Annotated in this window: 14 protein-coding genes and 1 pseudogene; 12 read left to right on the forward strand and 3 right to left on the reverse strand. The window is 68.4% G+C overall.

Annotation, left to right across the window (positions count from 1 at the left end; genetic code table 11):
* The 4 genes and pseudogenes from GA0115259_RS39965 to GA0115259_RS03100 all read left to right on the forward strand — a co-directional run.
* Nucleotides 1-854, forward strand: a pseudogene (locus GA0115259_RS39965) (serine/threonine protein kinase); the annotation flags it as partial.
* 124 nt (nucleotides 855-978) lie between these two features.
* On the forward strand, nucleotides 979-2193 hold the full coding sequence (mqnC, locus tag GA0115259_RS03090) for a cyclic dehypoxanthinyl futalosine synthase (protein WP_093590466.1): 1215 nt from the start codon (nucleotides 979-981) through the stop codon (nucleotides 2191-2193).
* 7 nt (nucleotides 2194-2200) lie between these two features.
* Nucleotides 2201-2860 (forward strand): imidazolonepropionase-like domain-containing protein, encoded by a 660-nt coding sequence (locus GA0115259_RS03095; protein ID WP_093590469.1) that lies wholly within the window; start codon nucleotides 2201-2203, stop codon nucleotides 2858-2860.
* A 100-nt stretch (nucleotides 2861-2960) separates the two neighbouring features.
* Complete coding sequence (locus GA0115259_RS03100) at nucleotides 2961-3653, forward strand: demethylmenaquinone methyltransferase (RefSeq protein ID WP_093590472.1); 693 nt, start codon at nucleotides 2961-2963, stop codon at nucleotides 3651-3653.
* A 67-nt stretch (nucleotides 3654-3720) separates the two neighbouring features.
* Here the strand turns inward: GA0115259_RS03100 and GA0115259_RS03105 are convergent, their stop codons facing one another.
* On the reverse strand, nucleotides 3721-4242 hold the full coding sequence (locus tag GA0115259_RS03105; RefSeq protein WP_093590496.1) for a GNAT family N-acetyltransferase: 522 nt from the start codon (nucleotides 4240-4242) through the stop codon (nucleotides 3721-3723).
* Nucleotides 4243-4349: 107 nt separating this feature from the next.
* On the opposite strand from GA0115259_RS03105, the gene GA0115259_RS03110 reads away from it, so the two are divergent.
* Entirely contained in the window at nucleotides 4350-5636 is a 1287-nt protein-coding gene (locus GA0115259_RS03110) for a geranylgeranyl reductase family protein (protein WP_093590475.1), read from the forward strand.
* A gap of 64 nt (nucleotides 5637-5700) precedes the next feature.
* On the opposite strand, the gene GA0115259_RS03115 is transcribed toward GA0115259_RS03110, so the two are convergent.
* On the reverse strand, nucleotides 5701-6249 hold the full coding sequence (locus tag GA0115259_RS03115) for a glycoside hydrolase family 25 protein (RefSeq protein ID WP_093590478.1): 549 nt from the start codon (nucleotides 6247-6249) through the stop codon (nucleotides 5701-5703).
* A gap of 149 nt (nucleotides 6250-6398) precedes the next feature.
* Nucleotides 6399-7262, reverse strand: coding sequence for a C40 family peptidase (locus GA0115259_RS03120; RefSeq protein ID WP_093590481.1), 864 nt, complete (start codon nucleotides 7260-7262; stop codon nucleotides 6399-6401).
* Between the two features lie 802 nt (nucleotides 7263-8064).
* Here GA0115259_RS03120 and GA0115259_RS03125 point away from each other — a divergent pair.
* The 7 genes from GA0115259_RS03125 to nuoG all read left to right on the forward strand — a co-directional run.
* A complete protein-coding gene (locus GA0115259_RS03125; protein ID WP_093590499.1) occupies nucleotides 8065-8424 on the forward strand; it encodes an NADH-quinone oxidoreductase subunit A in 360 nt (119 codons plus the stop codon).
* 19 nt (nucleotides 8425-8443) lie between these two features.
* Nucleotides 8444-8998, forward strand: a complete 555-nt coding sequence (locus tag GA0115259_RS03130) for a NuoB/complex I 20 kDa subunit family protein (protein ID WP_046505025.1) — start codon at nucleotides 8444-8446, stop codon at nucleotides 8996-8998.
* Entirely contained in the window at nucleotides 8995-9717 is a 723-nt protein-coding gene (locus tag GA0115259_RS03135; protein ID WP_093590484.1) for an NADH-quinone oxidoreductase subunit C, read from the forward strand. Before GA0115259_RS03130 ends, GA0115259_RS03135 begins: the two co-directional genes overlap by 4 nt.
* The gene (locus tag GA0115259_RS03140) at nucleotides 9717-11051 is read left to right on the forward strand and encodes an NADH-quinone oxidoreductase subunit D (protein ID WP_093590487.1); all 1335 of its coding nucleotides are present in this window, start codon (nucleotides 9717-9719) and stop codon (nucleotides 11049-11051) included. Before GA0115259_RS03135 ends, GA0115259_RS03140 begins: the two co-directional genes overlap by 1 nt.
* Before the next feature lie 35 nt (nucleotides 11052-11086).
* On the forward strand, nucleotides 11087-11902 hold the full coding sequence (nuoE, locus tag GA0115259_RS03145; protein WP_093590502.1) for an NADH-quinone oxidoreductase subunit NuoE: 816 nt from the start codon (nucleotides 11087-11089) through the stop codon (nucleotides 11900-11902).
* The gene (gene nuoF, locus GA0115259_RS03150) at nucleotides 11902-13257 is read left to right on the forward strand and encodes an NADH-quinone oxidoreductase subunit NuoF (RefSeq protein ID WP_093590490.1); all 1356 of its coding nucleotides are present in this window, start codon (nucleotides 11902-11904) and stop codon (nucleotides 13255-13257) included. The genes nuoE and nuoF overlap by 1 nt, the downstream gene beginning before the upstream one ends.
* Nucleotides 13254-14263: NADH-quinone oxidoreductase subunit NuoG (gene nuoG / locus GA0115259_RS03155; RefSeq protein ID WP_093590493.1), on the forward strand; the 1010-nt coding region annotated here is incomplete at its 3' end. The genes nuoF and nuoG, both read left to right, overlap by 4 nt.

A 14263-nucleotide genomic window follows, 5' to 3' on the forward strand; every position in this document is an offset into this window, starting at 1 on the left:
GCGGTGGCGCGCCGCTGGGCGTCTTCGGCCCGCCCGTGGATCCGGCGGTGAACTCGCCCGTGGATCAGGTGCGGGACGCCTCTCTCCCGGGACAGCAGGCCTCCGACGGACGGCTGTCGGTCGCCTTCACCACGGACGCCGGTACGAGTACGGGTACGGGTCCGGGGACGGCCCCGGGCGGCGGCAGCACCGGCAGCGGCAGCGGTACGGGCGCCGGGCGGCGCGGTCGCAGGGTGAGCTGCACGGTGGCCCTGACGGTGGCGGGCGCACTGGCCGCCGTGCTGGTTGGCAGCGCCTTTCTCTTCAAACTCCTGCCGGGCAACGGGAGCGACGACAACAACAGCGCCTCGCCGCCCGGCTCGTCTTCGGAGGTTTCCCCCTCGCAGCCGTCCGCCGATTCGAGCACGGGCTCGGCTCCGGCCTCGGGGGACCCGTCCTCGGACGGCCCGTCCTCGGATCCCGCCTCGGACGCGCCCAAGCCGGTCACCGAGGTGCCCGCGGCCTTCATCGGCACCTGGAAGGGCCCGACCACCGAGCGCAGCGGAGCCACGCACGGCGACGCCACGGCAGTGATCAGCAAGGGCGCGAAGGGCGACGACGTGGTGCGTATGACGTACACCATCTCCGTCCTCGGCGTGGACACGGAGTGCCGCAGCATCGGCAGGTTCGTCTCGGGCACCGCCGGCCAACTCCGTGTCACGGAACGGACCGACGAGGACAACGCCGGTACCCAAGGGCTGTGCACCGGTGCCGAGGCCGGACTGACCTTCACACTCAAGGATGACGGGACGGTGCTCTACGAGTCCGACGAGGCGGCGGCCGGTACTCCGAAGGGCACGCTCACCAAGCAGTGAGAAACCGAGCCCTGAGAAACGGGACAGTGAGAACGGTGAGCCGGTACGGCCGGGCGCGAGCCGTGTCGTACCCCTGACGTAGGCTGGACCGTCGTCTACAGCCCCTTGGGAAGGACTTGCCCCGGTGACCGAGAAGGCCGACCTCACGTCCGTACATGTCACTGGCGTCCTCGACCGTGCCGCCGCGGGCGGCCGTATCACTCCCGAGGAGGCGCTCGATCTGTACCGCTCGGCGCCGCTGCACGCGCTGGGCGCCGCGGCCGACGCCGTGCGCCGCCGCCGGTACGCCGGGATGGAGCACATCGCGACGTACATCATCGAGCGGAACATCAACTACACCAACGTCTGTGTGACGGCCTGCAAGTTCTGCGCCTTCTATGCCGCGCCCAAGGACACCGCCAAGGGCTGGAGCCGGGATCTCGACGACATCCTGCGCCGCTGCGCGGAGACCGTGGAGCTGGGCGGTACGCAGATCATGTTCCAGGGCGGCCACCACCCGGACTACGGCGTGGAGTACTACGAGAAGCACTTCCGCGCCATCAAGCAGGCCTTCCCGCAGCTCGTCATCCACTCCCTCGGCGCCTCCGAGGTCGAGCACATGGCCCGGATCTCTGGTGTCTCCGTCGAGGAGGCCATCGGGCGCATCCATGACGCGGGCCTCGACTCCTTCGCCGGTGCGGGCGCCGAACTCCTGCCCGCACGGCCGCGCAAGGCGATCGCGCCGCTCAAGGAGTCCGGCGAGCGGTGGCTGGAGATCATGGAGACGGCGCACGGGCTGGGTGTCGAGTCGACGTCCACGATGCTCATGGGCACGGGCGAGACCAACGCCGAGCGCATCGAGCATCTCCGGATGATCCGTGACGTACAGGACCGTACGGGCGGCTTCCGCGCGTTCATCCCGTACACCTACCAGCCCGAGAACAACCATCTGAAAGGTCGGACGCAGGCCACGCTCTTCGAGTATCTGCGCATGATCGCGATCGCGCGGCTCTTCCTCGACAACGTCGCGCACATCCAGGGCTCCTGGCTGACCACGGGCAAGGAGGTCGGCCAGCTCTCGCTGCACTACGGAGCGGACGACCTCGGCTCGATCATGCTGGAGGAGAACGTGGTCTCCTCGGCCGGCGCCAAGCATCGCTCCAACCGGCTGGAGATCATCGATCTGATCCGCAAGTCGGGCCGTGTCCCGGCGCAGCGCGCCACGACGTACGAACACCTCGTCGTGCACGACGATCCGGCGAACGACCCGGTGGACGACCGCGTGGCCTCGCACATCTCGTCGACGGCGATCGAGGGCGGTACGGCCCACCCGGAGCTGAAGCTGCTCAGCGCCAACTGAGCCGGGCGTGCTGGTCATTCACCGCGCCGACGTGCTGCTTCCCGGCGCGGACCGCGAGCCCGTGCCCGGCGGCGCGGTGCTGATCGAGGGACGTACGGTCGCGGCCGTCGGCCCATACGAAGAGCTGGCCGCGGTGAGCCCGACGGCACGGGTCCGGCGCTGGCCGGGTGTGATCACGCCCGGTCTGCGCAATCCGTACGGTCCCGAGCTGCTGGAGCGCACCTACCACCCCGATCCGCGCGAGGCCGACGAACTGGGCACCGGGCCGCTGACGGGGGAGGCGCTCGCCGCGCTGGAGATGACCGACGCCCGCTGGGGCGCGAGCGCGCGGCGCGGCGTGCGGCGGATGCTGGCGCACGGCACGGTCGCGGTGGCGGGGGAACTGAGGCGGGAGCCGGTACGGGATGCGGTGGCGCGCGCGGGCCTGCGCGTGGAACGCCGGTACGAGGAGCCCCCGGGCCCGCCTTCGCTGGACCTCTTCGTGGCCGGTCGCCCGGCACGGGAGATCTTCCTGCCTCCGCTCGCGGAGGGCGGCCCTGCGGATTTCGCGGTCTTCGCGGTCCCGGCACTGCCGGGCACCGCCCCGTACCTCACCCTGACCACCCACGGCGCGGCCACCTGTGTGGCAACGGTCCTGGCAGGCCGCCTGCTCCACCGCGGCCGTTGAGGACCCGTCCGGCGGCTGAGAACAGACTGAGGACAGAACGAGGCTCCGAGGGCTCGGCCCCGGTTTCGGGGAGAGGCGGAGTGGGGGACACAATGGGCGCGTGACCCGCGCATCCCTGGACAAGCAGCCGCACGAAGTCGCCTCCATGTTCGACGACGTGGCGGCCAACTACGACCTCACCAATGATGTGCTCTCGCTCGGCCAGGACCGGGTGTGGCGCAAGGCGGTCGCCAAGGCCGTGAACGCCCGCCCGGCGGAGAAGGTCCTCGACCTGGCCGCGGGCACCGCCACCTCCTCGCTGCCCTTCGCCGCCACCGGCGCCTATGTCGTGCCGTGCGACTTCTCCCAGGGCATGCTGCGGGAGGGCAAGCGGCGCCATCCGTGGATGCCGTTCACGGCCGGTGACGCGACGCGACTGCCGTTCGCCGACGAGGTTTTCGACGCGGTGACGATCTCCTTCGGACTGCGCAATGTCCAGGACACGGATCGCGCGCTGCGTGAGCTGTACCGGGTGACCAAGCCGGGCGGCCGGGTGGTGATCTGCGAGTTCTCACATCCGACCTGGGCGCCGTTCAGGACCGTCTACACCGAGTATCTGATGCGTGCGCTGCCGCCGGCCGCGCGTGCCGTCTCCTCCAATCCCGACGCGTATGTCTATCTCGCCGAATCGATCCGCGCCTGGCCGGACCAGCCCGCGCTGGCGGCGCGGTTGCAGTCGGCGGGCTGGTCCGGGGTCGCGTGGCGGAATCTGACCGGTGGGATCGTGGCGCTGCACAGAGGCGTACGGGACTGAACCGGCCGGAAGCATCCGGAAACATTCCGAACCGGAGCGGGTCCGAACCCCGACTGTTCCTGCGGCTCTACAGCTCCAATCGGAAGCAGTGCGCCTGCTGTTCGGCTCCCCGTGATGTGAACGGATAGGTCTCCGCCAGCTCCATCCCGAGCCGCCGGGTCACCGCGACCGAGCGCTCGTTGCGCGCGTTCACCATTGCGACGACCCGGCCGACGCCCGCCGCCCGTACCCGCTCCAGCGCGGCCCGCGCGGCGGCCGTCGCGTAACCGCGGCCCCAGTGCGCACGGCCGAGGCGCCAGCCGATCTCGATCTCGCCGACCGGCCCGAACGACTCGTGCGGCCAGGGCTGCGCGCCGGTGAAGCCGATCACCTCGCCGCCCTCGTCCAGCAGCGTCCAGAAGCAGAAGCCGCGCTCCGCGTCATGCCTGCGCTGACGGGCGGTCAACTCCTCGTACACCGAGAGCTCCGCCGACGTACCGCCGTGGAACTCCATCACCTCGGGATCGTCGAACACCCGGTGCCAGTTGAGCGCGTCCTCGTCGGTGGGGACTCGGAGCTGCACCACGGGAGCGGGGAGCGGCGTGGTCATGTTGTTCACGGGGGCAGCCCTTCAGTGGAGGCATCGGTGCGCCCCCATAGACTGCACATGTCCAGTGCCGTCCGGTACGCAATTTCGAGTCTTCGGGAGAACCAGCCGTGACCGAGCCCCGCTCCGAAAGCACCGCGGATGTGATCGTCGTCGGCGCAGGCCCCGCCGGTTCCACGACCGCGTACTACCTGGCCAAGGCGGGCCTGGACGTACTGCTGCTGGAGAAGACGGCGTTCCCGCGCGAGAAGGTCTGCGGTGACGGGCTCACCCCGCGTGCCACCAAGCAGTTGGTGTCGATGGGCATCGACATCTCCGAGGAGGCGGGCTGGCTGCGCAACAAGGGCCTGCGGATCATCGGCGGCGGTGTACGGCTCCAGCTCGACTGGCCGGATCTGGCCTCGTATCCGGACTACGGACTGGTCCGCAAGCGGGACGACTTCGACGAGCAGCTCGCGCGGCAGGCGCAGAAGGCGGGCGCGCGGCTCTACGAGCGCTGCAATGTCGGCGCTCCGATCACCGACGAGCGCACCGGCCGGATCACCGGTGTGCACGCCAAGCTGGGCGAGGAGAAGACACCGGTCACCTTCCACGCGCCGCTCGTCGTCGCGGCCGACGGCAACTCGACGCGGCTGTCGCTCGCGATGGGACTGCACCGGCGCGAGGACCGGCCGATGGGAGTGGCCGTCCGTACGTACTTCACCTCGCCGCGCCACGACGACGACTATCTGGAGTCCTGGCTGGAGCTGTGGGACCGGCGTGGGCCCGGTGAGGACCGGCTGCTGCCCGGGTACGGCTGGATCTTCGGGATGGGCGACGGTACGTCCAATGTCGGTCTCGGCGTCCTCAACACCTCCGACTCCTTCAAGGAGCTGGACTGGCGCGAGGTGCTGAAGGCGTGGTGCGCGTCGATGCCGGAGGACTGGGGCTACACGCCGGAGAACATGACGATGCCGATCCGCGGCGCCGCCCTGCCGATGGCGTTCAACCGCCAGCCGCACTACACCAAGGGCCTGCTGCTGGTGGGCGACGCGGGCGGTCTGGTCAATCCGTTCAACGGCGAGGGCATCGCGTACGCCATGGAGTCGGGCCAGATCGCCGCCGATGTGATCGTCCAGGCGCATGCCCGTGCCACGCCCGCGCAGCGCGAACTGGCCCTGCACCACTATCCGAAGGTCCTCAAGGACACCTACGGCGGCTACTACACGCTGGGCCGCGCGTTTGTGAAGCTGATCGGCAACCCGAAGATCATGAAGCTGGCGACCCAGCGCGGTCTGACGCATCCGCTGCTGATGAAGTTCACGCTGAAGATGCTGGCGAACCTGACCGATCCGACGGGCGGCGACGCGATGGACCGGATCATCAACGGCCTGTCGAAGGTGGCGCCCAAGGCGTGAGCCCCCAAGGCATGAGTCCCGAAGGCGTGATCACCGGCTGCGGGCCGGATTTGCCGGACACGCCCTAGCCGTCCGCCCACTTCCGCAGCGCCGCCCGGTCGGCGAACGCTCCGAGGTTGGTGTCGACCGGCGTGTCCGTGTACTGGTGGAACCTCCATCGGGCCTTGATCCGGGGCTCTCCAGGCGTCACATAGTCCGCGATCCACAGCGCGTCGCCCGCGTTGCTGGTGGTGTCCCGGTGCAGCCAGTAGTACTGCCCGCAGTAGAGCCCGACGCGGTGTGTCGCACCTCGGAGCCGCTTCACCTCGGCGAGGAACGCGTCCTTCTCGGCGCAGGAGACTCCGTCGTCCTCCCAGTCCGCGAAGAGCGGATCGCCCTCGATGCTCGCGCACTCCTCCACGAAATATCTGGCCTGCGCCTTCATGCTCCCGGGCCGCAGAAAGTGATAGAAGCCCACCACCAGACCGGCCGCCCGCCCGTGCGCGGCCTGCGCGGTCATCTTCGGATTGATGTAGGAGACACCTTCGGTGGCCTTCACAAAGACGAACGAGAGCCCGTTCGTGCTGAAGGTGGAATTCTGGTGCGAGGAGACATCGATCCCGCGAACGGTCATATGCGGTACCTCCTGGAGGCGGTGCGCTTCGTCCACCGGGGTTCTACCCAGAAGCGATCGGCCGTGCCATCACTCGATCGGGGGACAGCGAAGGCCCGCATCCCCCCGAGCGGGGTGCGGGCCCTCGGTAACACCTATCAGGCGGGACGTCAGAGGACGCGGACCGCGCCGCTCGGCGGGTCCCAGTCCAGGGACTTCTGGACCACGCCTGAGCTCGGGTTCTGCGCGCCGATGAACTCGCCGCCGCCGATGTAGATCGCGGTGTGGTACGCGCTGCCCGCACCGCCCCAGTAGAGGATGTCGCCCGGCTGGAGGTTGCTCAGGGAGACCTGGGTGCCGGCCGTCGACTGGTCCTGCGAGACACGCGGCAGGTCGACGCCGATCTGCCGGTACGCGGCCTGGACCAGACCGGAGCAGTCCCAGGCGTTGGGGCCCGTGGAGCCCATCACGTACGCGTCACCGAGCTGGGCCTGCGCGAACGCGATGAGCGCGCCCGCGGAGCCGGAGGCCTTCGTGGTGGCCTTGGGGGCGCTGGCCGTACCGGAGCTGGAGCTGGAGCCCGAGTCGCTGCTCGTGGACGTCGGCGCGAGCGTCGTGCGCTCGGCGGTACGGGACGCGCGCGCCGTCGCCTCGGCCTTGGCGCGGGCGGCGGCCTCGGCCTTCTTCTTCGCCTCCGCCCGCTGGGCCTCCGCCTTGCGCTCCGCCTCGGCCTTGGCCTTCCTGGCGGCCTGCGCGGCCTTGACGGCGGCGGCGTTCTCCTGGGCGCTCAGCTCAAAGTTGAGAGCCGCCCTCTGGGTGGCGTCCGCGGACTGTGCGACGGCGCCTGCGAGCCCGGATGTGAGCGTGGGCATTTCGATGGTCTCGGTCACCGGCTCGGCGGCGTTCGCCGGTCCGGCGGCACCGGCCACCGCGATCGTGCTGAGGACGCCACCGGCGACTCCGGCACGGATGGCGACTTTCGACGCGCCGCGGCGGGGTTTCCGGTGGCTGGGTATGTGAGCGGTGTGGGACATGAGCACATCGCTATCAGGAGTGACCTGGTTCCCGTCAAGCATCGTGTATTGCGCCACAGTTACGTCCGGAATATTTGAATCCGCTTAGTTGTCGCTCTTATTGACGCCGTAACGGGCAAAACGGGCACGGCTGATCATGGCCTTGATCATGGGCTTTCGAGGAAAGGCCCGAATTGCCCACCGCTTACCACCCCTTCACGCTCATGGCCAAGCCCGCTTCTCTCGAAGGTTGAGTGAAGTGGTACAGGTCACAGGGTGGTCACCGTCGGCGGTCGAAACGATCACGGAGTCGGGCCGAGGTGCGGCGGCCGGGATTCGCGAGGGTGAATCGGTGTGTCCGTGGCGCGTCCGTGCTGCGTCCGCGGTGCCGTCCCGCTTGCTCGTGAATGCGTGCACGTGTCCACTTCGGTCCTCGCATCGCCCTCGCCCGGGTGAACCCCGGCGCCTTATCACTCCCGGTCGTCCCATCGCCAATTTGCCTGTACGGTGCATCTCTTGGTAGGGCAATACGCCTCCGATCAGCGGGAACGAGCTCGGATGTCACATCTGGTGAGGGCCCGGCCGCTTCGCGTATGAAGATCACCGCTCATCCGACTTCATGATCGTTCGTCAGGTGGTGGAGATCACAAAGCTGTTGCCGTACCCCGTGTCGCAGATCACAGACCACCAGGCATAGGATGCGTGGCAGTCGGGCTTGTGAACTGCCTCACATGTACGTGATCTTCGGTGATCGGGGTGAGGCGGGGAGGTGGATGCCCGGTGCGGTCCAACGGTCAAGGACGACTGGAAGGAGCTGAGGAGCGTGAATTCCTACGCGCCGATCCTCGCGCTCGGCGCCATCGGGGCCGGGTTTGCCATCTTCTCCGTGGTCATGGCCACGCTTATCGGCCCAAAGCGGTACAACCGGGCGAAACTTGAGGCGTACGAGTGCGGCATCGAGCCCACACCCACGCCGGCCGGAGGCGGCCGTTTCCCCATCAAGTACTACCTGACGGCGATGCTCTTCATCGTCTTCGACATCGAGATCGTCTTCCTTTACCCCTGGGCCGTCACCTTCGACGCACTGGGGATTTTCGGGCTCGTGGAGATGCTGCTCTTCGTGCTCACCGTCTTCGTCGCCTACGCCTATGTATGGCGGCGCGGCGGCCTAGAATGGGACTAAAGGGGCCAAGGGGGCACCAATGGGACTCGAAGAGAAGCTGCCGAGCGGTTTTCTGCTCACCACCGTCGAGCAGGCATCGGGCTGGGTGCGGAAGTCGTCCGTCTTCCCCGCCACCTTCGGCCTCGCCTGCTGCGCGATCGAGATGATGACGACCGGCGCCGGTCGCTACGACCTGGCGCGGTTCGGCATGGAGGTCTTCCGCGGCTCGCCGCGGCAGGCCGACTTGATGATCGTGGCCGGACGTGTGAGCCAGAAGATGGCGCCCGTGCTGAGGCAGGTCTATGACCAGATGCCCAATCCCAAGTGGGTGATCTCCATGGGGGTTTGTGCGTCATCGGGCGGGATGTTCAATAATTACGCGATTGTCCAGGGTGTTGATCATATTGTCCCTGTTGACATCTATTTGCCCGGCTGCCCGCCGCGCCCCGAGATGCTGATGGACGCCATCCTCAAGCTTCACCAGAAGATCCAGAGCTCCAAGCTCGGGGTCAACGCGGAGGAAGCGGCCCGTGAGGCGGAGGAAGCGGCTCTCAAGGCGCTCCCGACGATCGAGATGAAGGGGCTGCTGCGGTGAGCGACGAGCAGCAATCCGGAAATAACGTTCCGTCCCCCCGGGACGACACCGGTGAGGTCATCGGCGTACGGAAGGGCATGTTCGGCGCCAACAACGGCGGCGACACCTCCGGTTACGGCGGTCTCGTACGGACCGTGACGCTGCCCGGCGCCTCGGTCCGGCCGTACGGCGGTCCCGGCGGTGTCTTCGACGAGATCGCCGACGAGCTCGAAGGCGCGCTGGAGGAGCAGGGACTCGCTCCCGAGAGCGCCATCGTGAAGACGGTCGTCGACCGCGCCGAGATCACCTTCCATATCGCCCGGGAACACCTTGTACAGGTGGCGCGTACGCTCCGTGACGATCCGGCGCTGCGCTTCGAGCTCTGCACCGGAGTCTCGGGCGTCCACTTCCCGGGCGACCAGGGCCGTGAGCTGCACGCCGTCTACCATCTGCGCTCGCTCACCCATGGCCGGCTGATCCGGCTGGAGGTGTCCGCTCCCGACGCCGATCCGCATGTCCCGTCCCTGGTCGCGGTCTATCCGACCAATGACTGGCACGAGCGCGAGACCTACGACTTCTTCGGCCTGATCTTCGACGGCCATCCCGCGCTGACCCGGATCATGATGCCGGACGACTGGCAGGGCTTCCCGCAGCGCAAGGACTATCCCCTCGGCGGTATCCCCCTCGAGTACAAGGGCGCCCAGATCCCGGCTCCGGACCAGCGGAGGTCGTACTCCTGATGTCTGCTCCTCACGAAACCCCGCACGCCACCGCCCGCGCGACGACCGAGGGCACCGTCTACACCGTCACCGGCGGCGACTGGGACGAGGTCGTCCAGTCCGCCGCCAAGGCGGACGACGAGCGGATCGTCGTCAACATGGGTCCTCAGCACCCGTCCACCCATGGAGTGCTCCGGCTGATCCTGGAGATCGAGGGCGAGACCGTCACCGAGGCCCGCTGCGGCATCGGCTATCTGCACACCGGTATCGAGAAGAACCTCGAATTCCGTAACTGGACGCAGGGCACCACCTTTGTCACGCGCATGGATTATCTGACGTCGTTCTTCAACGAGACGGCGTACTGCCTGGGCGTGGAGAAGCTGCTCGGCATCGAGGACGACATCCCGGACCGTGCCACCCTGCTGCGCGTTCTGCTGATGGAGCTGAACCGGCTCTCCTCGCATCTGGTCTGTATCGCCACCGGCGGTATGGAGCTGGGCGCGACGACGATCATGATCTACGGCTTCCGCGATCGTGAACTGATTCTCGATGCCTATGAGCTGATCACCGGACTGCGGATGAACCACGCGTTCATCCGGCCCGGCGGGCTCGCCCAGGATCTGCCTCCGGGCGCCGTCGACCATCTGCGCGAGCTGATCAGGACGCTGCGGAAGAACCTGCCGGAGTACGACAAGCTCGCCACCGGCAACCCGATCTTCAAGGCCCGGATGCAGGACGTCGGCTATCTCGATCTGGCCGGCTGCATGGCGCTGGGCGCTACCGGACCGATCCTGCGCTCCGCCGGGCTCCCGCACGATCTGCGCAGGTCGGACCCGTACTGCGGATACGAGACCTTCGAATTCGACGTCCCGACCGCCGACTCCTGCGACGCGTACGGCCGCTTCCTCATCCGGCTGGAGGAGATGCGCCAGTCGCTCCATATCGTCGAGCAGTGCCTGGACCGGCTGGAGCCGGGACCGGTGATGGTCGCCGACAAGAAGATCGCCTGGCCCGCCCAGCTCGCACTGGGCCCCGACGGCCTGGGCAACTCGCTGGACCACATCAAGAACATCATGGGCACGTCCATGGAGGCTCTGATCCATCACTTCAAGCTGGTGACGGAGGGCTTCCGGGTGCCGCAGGGACAGGCGTACGCAGCCGTCGAGTCGCCCAAGGGCGAGCTGGGCGCGCATGTCGTCTCCGACGGAGGCACACGTCCCTACCGGGTCCACTTCCGCGACCCGTCCTTCACCAATCTCCAGGCCATGGCGGCCATGTGCGAGGGCGGCCAGGTCGCCGATGTCATCGTCGCCGTCGCGTCCATCGACCCCGTGATGGGAGGCGTCGACCGGTGACCGCCACACCGCCCAACTCCGAGGTCAGCCTGGGCATGCCCCAGCTCCCCGCGCCCGACTACCCGGCCGAGGTACGGGCCAGGCTCGAAGCGGACGCCAAGGAGATCATCGCCCGCTACCCCGGGACACGCTCCGCGCTGCTCCCTCTGCTGCATCTGGTGCAGTCGGAGGAGGGCCATGTGTCCCGTACGGGCATGGCCTTCTGCGCCGAGCTGCTCGACCTCACCACCGCCGAGGTCACCGCCGTCGCGACCTTCTACTCCATGTACCGGCGCAAGCCGGGCGGCGACTACCAGGTCGGCGTCTGTACGAACACGCTCTGCGCGGTGATGGGCGGCGACGCCATCTTCGACGAGCTGAAGGAGCACCTCGGCGTCGGCAACGACGAGACGACCGAGGACGGCAAGGTCACCCTCGAACACATCGAGTGCAACGCGGCCTGCGACTTCGCGCCCGTGGTGATGGTCAACTGGGAGTTCTTCGACAACCAGACGCCCGAGAGCGCCAAGCGGCTCGTCGACGATCTCCGCGAAGGCCGTCCCGTCGAGCCCACCCGTGGCGCGCCGCTGTGCACCTACAAGGAGACCGCGCGCATCCTCGCCGGCTTCCCCGACGAGCGCCCGGGCGCCGTCGAGGCCACCGGCGGCGCCGGTCCCGCGTCGCTGGTCGGTCTGCGGCTGGCCAAGGGCGAGGCGCCCAGGCCCCGGGTGGTCCGTCCGCGCGACTCGGAGGCCCCGCGCGACGAACCGCAGCCGGGCTCGCAGCACCTCAGCTCGCACGACGCACCGCAGCAGACGTCGGCCTCCGACCCCGCCCACCCGGCCGGCCCCGTCACAGAGGAGGGGGAGTGATGACCATGACAGCCGAGCTGGACGAGAACGGGACGAGTCCCGAGAAGCTCCTCGCACCCGTTCTGTCCGCCTTCTGGGACCAGCCGGAATCCTGGACGCTGGCCACCTATGAGCGGCACGACGGATACGAGGGCCTCAAGAAGGCCTTCGCGATGGCGCCCGACGATCTCATCGCGTACGTCAAGGAATCCGGGCTGCGCGGACGCGGCGGCGCGGGCTTCCCCACCGGAATGAAGTGGCAGTTCATTCCGCAGGGCGACGGCAAGCCGCACTATCTCGTCGTCAACGCGGACGAGTCGGAACCGGGCACCTGCAAGGACATCCCTCTTCTCTTCGCCAATCCGCACTCCCTCATCGAGGGCATCGTGATCGCCTGCTACGCGATCCGCTCGCAGCACGCCTTCATCTATCTGCGCGGCGAGGTCGTGCCCGTACTGCGCAGGCTGCACGAAGCGGTCCGCGAGGCCTACGCGGCGGGCTATCTCGGCAAGAACATCCTGGGCAGCGGACTCGATCTCGATGTCACCGTGCACGCGGGCGCGGGCGCGTACATCTGTGGTGAGGAGACCGCGCTGCTCGACTCGCTGGAGGGCCGTCGCGGCCAGCCCCGGCTCCGTCCTCCCTTCCCGGCGGTCGCGGGTCTGTACGCGTGTCCCACCGTGGTCAACAACGTCGAGTCCATCGCGTCTGTTCCCGCGATCCTGCACCGCGGCAAGGACTGGTTCAGGTCCATGGGCAGCGAGAAGTCGCCGGGCTTCACGCTCTACTCGCTCAGCGGGCATGTCACCAATCCCGGCCAGTACGAGGGCCCTCTCGGCCTCACGCTGCGCCAGCTCCTCGACATGGGCGGCGGTATCCGCAAGGGCCACCGGCTCAAGTTCTGGACGCCCGGCGGCTCCTCGACGCCGATGTTCACCGACGAGCACCTTGATGTCCCGCTGGACTACGAGGGCGTGGGCGCGGCGGGCTCCATGCTCGGCACCAAGGCGCTCCAGTGCTTCGACGAGACGACCTGTGTCGTACGGGCCGTCACCCGCTGGACCGAGTTCTACGCGCACGAGTCCTGCGGCAAGTGCACGCCCTGCCGCGAAGGCACGTACTGGCTGGTCCAGTTGCTGCGTGCCATCGAAAGCGGGGCCGGCACCCTTGCCGATCTCGACAAGCTCAACGACATCGCCGACAACATCAACGGCAAGTCGTTCTGCGCGCTCGGCGACGGGGCCGCCGCCCCGATCTTCTCCTCGCTCAAGTACTTCCGTGAGGAGTACGAGCAGCACATCACCGGCAAGGGCTGCCCTCTCGACCCGTCCAGGTCGACCGCCTGGGCCGACAACCACCTGGAGGTGAACGCATGACCGTCACCACGTCGGCCGCCGGCTCCGGGAGCGGTGAGGCCCCGGTCCCGCCCGAGGACCTCGTCTCGCTGACCATCGACGGCATCGAGATCTCCGTCCCCAAGGGGACTCTGGTGATCCGCGCCGCCGAGCTGCTCGGCATCGAGATCCCGCGCTTCTGCGACCATCCGCTGCTCGATCCGGCCGGTGCCTGCCGGCAGTGCATCGTGGAGGTCGAGGGCCAGCGCAAGCCGATGGCGTCCTGCACCATCACCTGCACCGACGGGATGGTCGTCAAGTCGCAGCTCACCTCGCCGGTCGCCGAGAAGGCGCAGCGCGGAGTGATGGAGCTGCTGCTCATCAACCACCCGCTGGACTGCCCGGTCTGCGACAAGGGCGGCGAGTGCCCGCTCCAGAACCAGGCCATGCAGGTCGGCGATCCGGACACCCGCTTCGAGGGCAAGAAGCGCACCTTCGAGAAGCCCGTGCCGATCTCCACCCAGGTGCTGCTCGACCGTGAGCGGTGTGTGCTCTGCGCCCGCTGCACCCGGTTCTCCAACCAGATCGCGGGCGACCCGATGATCGAGCTGCTGGAGCGTGGCGCGCTCCAGCAGGTCGGCACCGGCGAGGGCGATCCGTTCGAGTCGTACTTCTCCGGCAACACCATCCAGATCTGCCCGGTCGGCGCGCTGACCTCGGCGGCGTACCGCTTCCGCTCCCGCCCGTTCGACCTGGTGTCCTCGCCGAGCGTCTGCGAGCACTGCGCGGGCGGCTGCGCGACCCGTACCGACCACCGGCGCGGCAAGGTCATGCGGCGGCTGGCGGCGAACGACCCAGAGGTCAACGAGGAGTGGATCTGCGACAAGGGACGGTTCGGCTTCCGCTACGCGCAGAAGCCCGACCGGCTCACCACTCCGCTCGTACGGAACGAGGACGGCGTCCTCGAACCGGCGAGCTGGCCCGAGGCGCTGGCGGCAGCCGCCCGCGGTCTGGGCGCCGCGCGCGGCCGGGCCGGTGTGCTGGCCGG

The sequence above is a fragment of the Streptomyces sp. MnatMP-M17 genome, from assembly GCF_900091995.1.
In the GTDB taxonomy this organism is placed as follows: domain Bacteria; phylum Actinomycetota; class Actinomycetes; order Streptomycetales; family Streptomycetaceae; genus Streptomyces.

Coding starts and splice junctions, on each gene's coding strand:
- GA0115259_RS03120 (WP_093590481.1), bottom strand. CDS start 7,262: ATGTCCCACACCGCTCACATACCCAGCCACCGGAAACCCCGCCGCGGC.
- GA0115259_RS03130 (WP_046505025.1), top strand. CDS start 8,444: ATGGGACTCGAAGAGAAGCTGCCGAGCGGTTTTCTGCTCACCACCGTC.
- GA0115259_RS03115 (WP_093590478.1), bottom strand. CDS start 6,249: ATGACCGTTCGCGGGATCGATGTCTCCTCGCACCAGAATTCCACCTTC.
- nuoE (WP_093590502.1), top strand. CDS start 11,087: ATGCCCCAGCTCCCCGCGCCCGACTACCCGGCCGAGGTACGGGCCAGG.
- nuoF (WP_093590490.1), top strand. CDS start 11,902: ATGACCATGACAGCCGAGCTGGACGAGAACGGGACGAGTCCCGAGAAG.
- GA0115259_RS03140 (WP_093590487.1), top strand. CDS start 9,717: ATGTCTGCTCCTCACGAAACCCCGCACGCCACCGCCCGCGCGACGACC.
- GA0115259_RS03105 (WP_093590496.1), bottom strand. CDS start 4,242: ATGACCACGCCGCTCCCCGCTCCCGTGGTGCAGCTCCGAGTCCCCACC.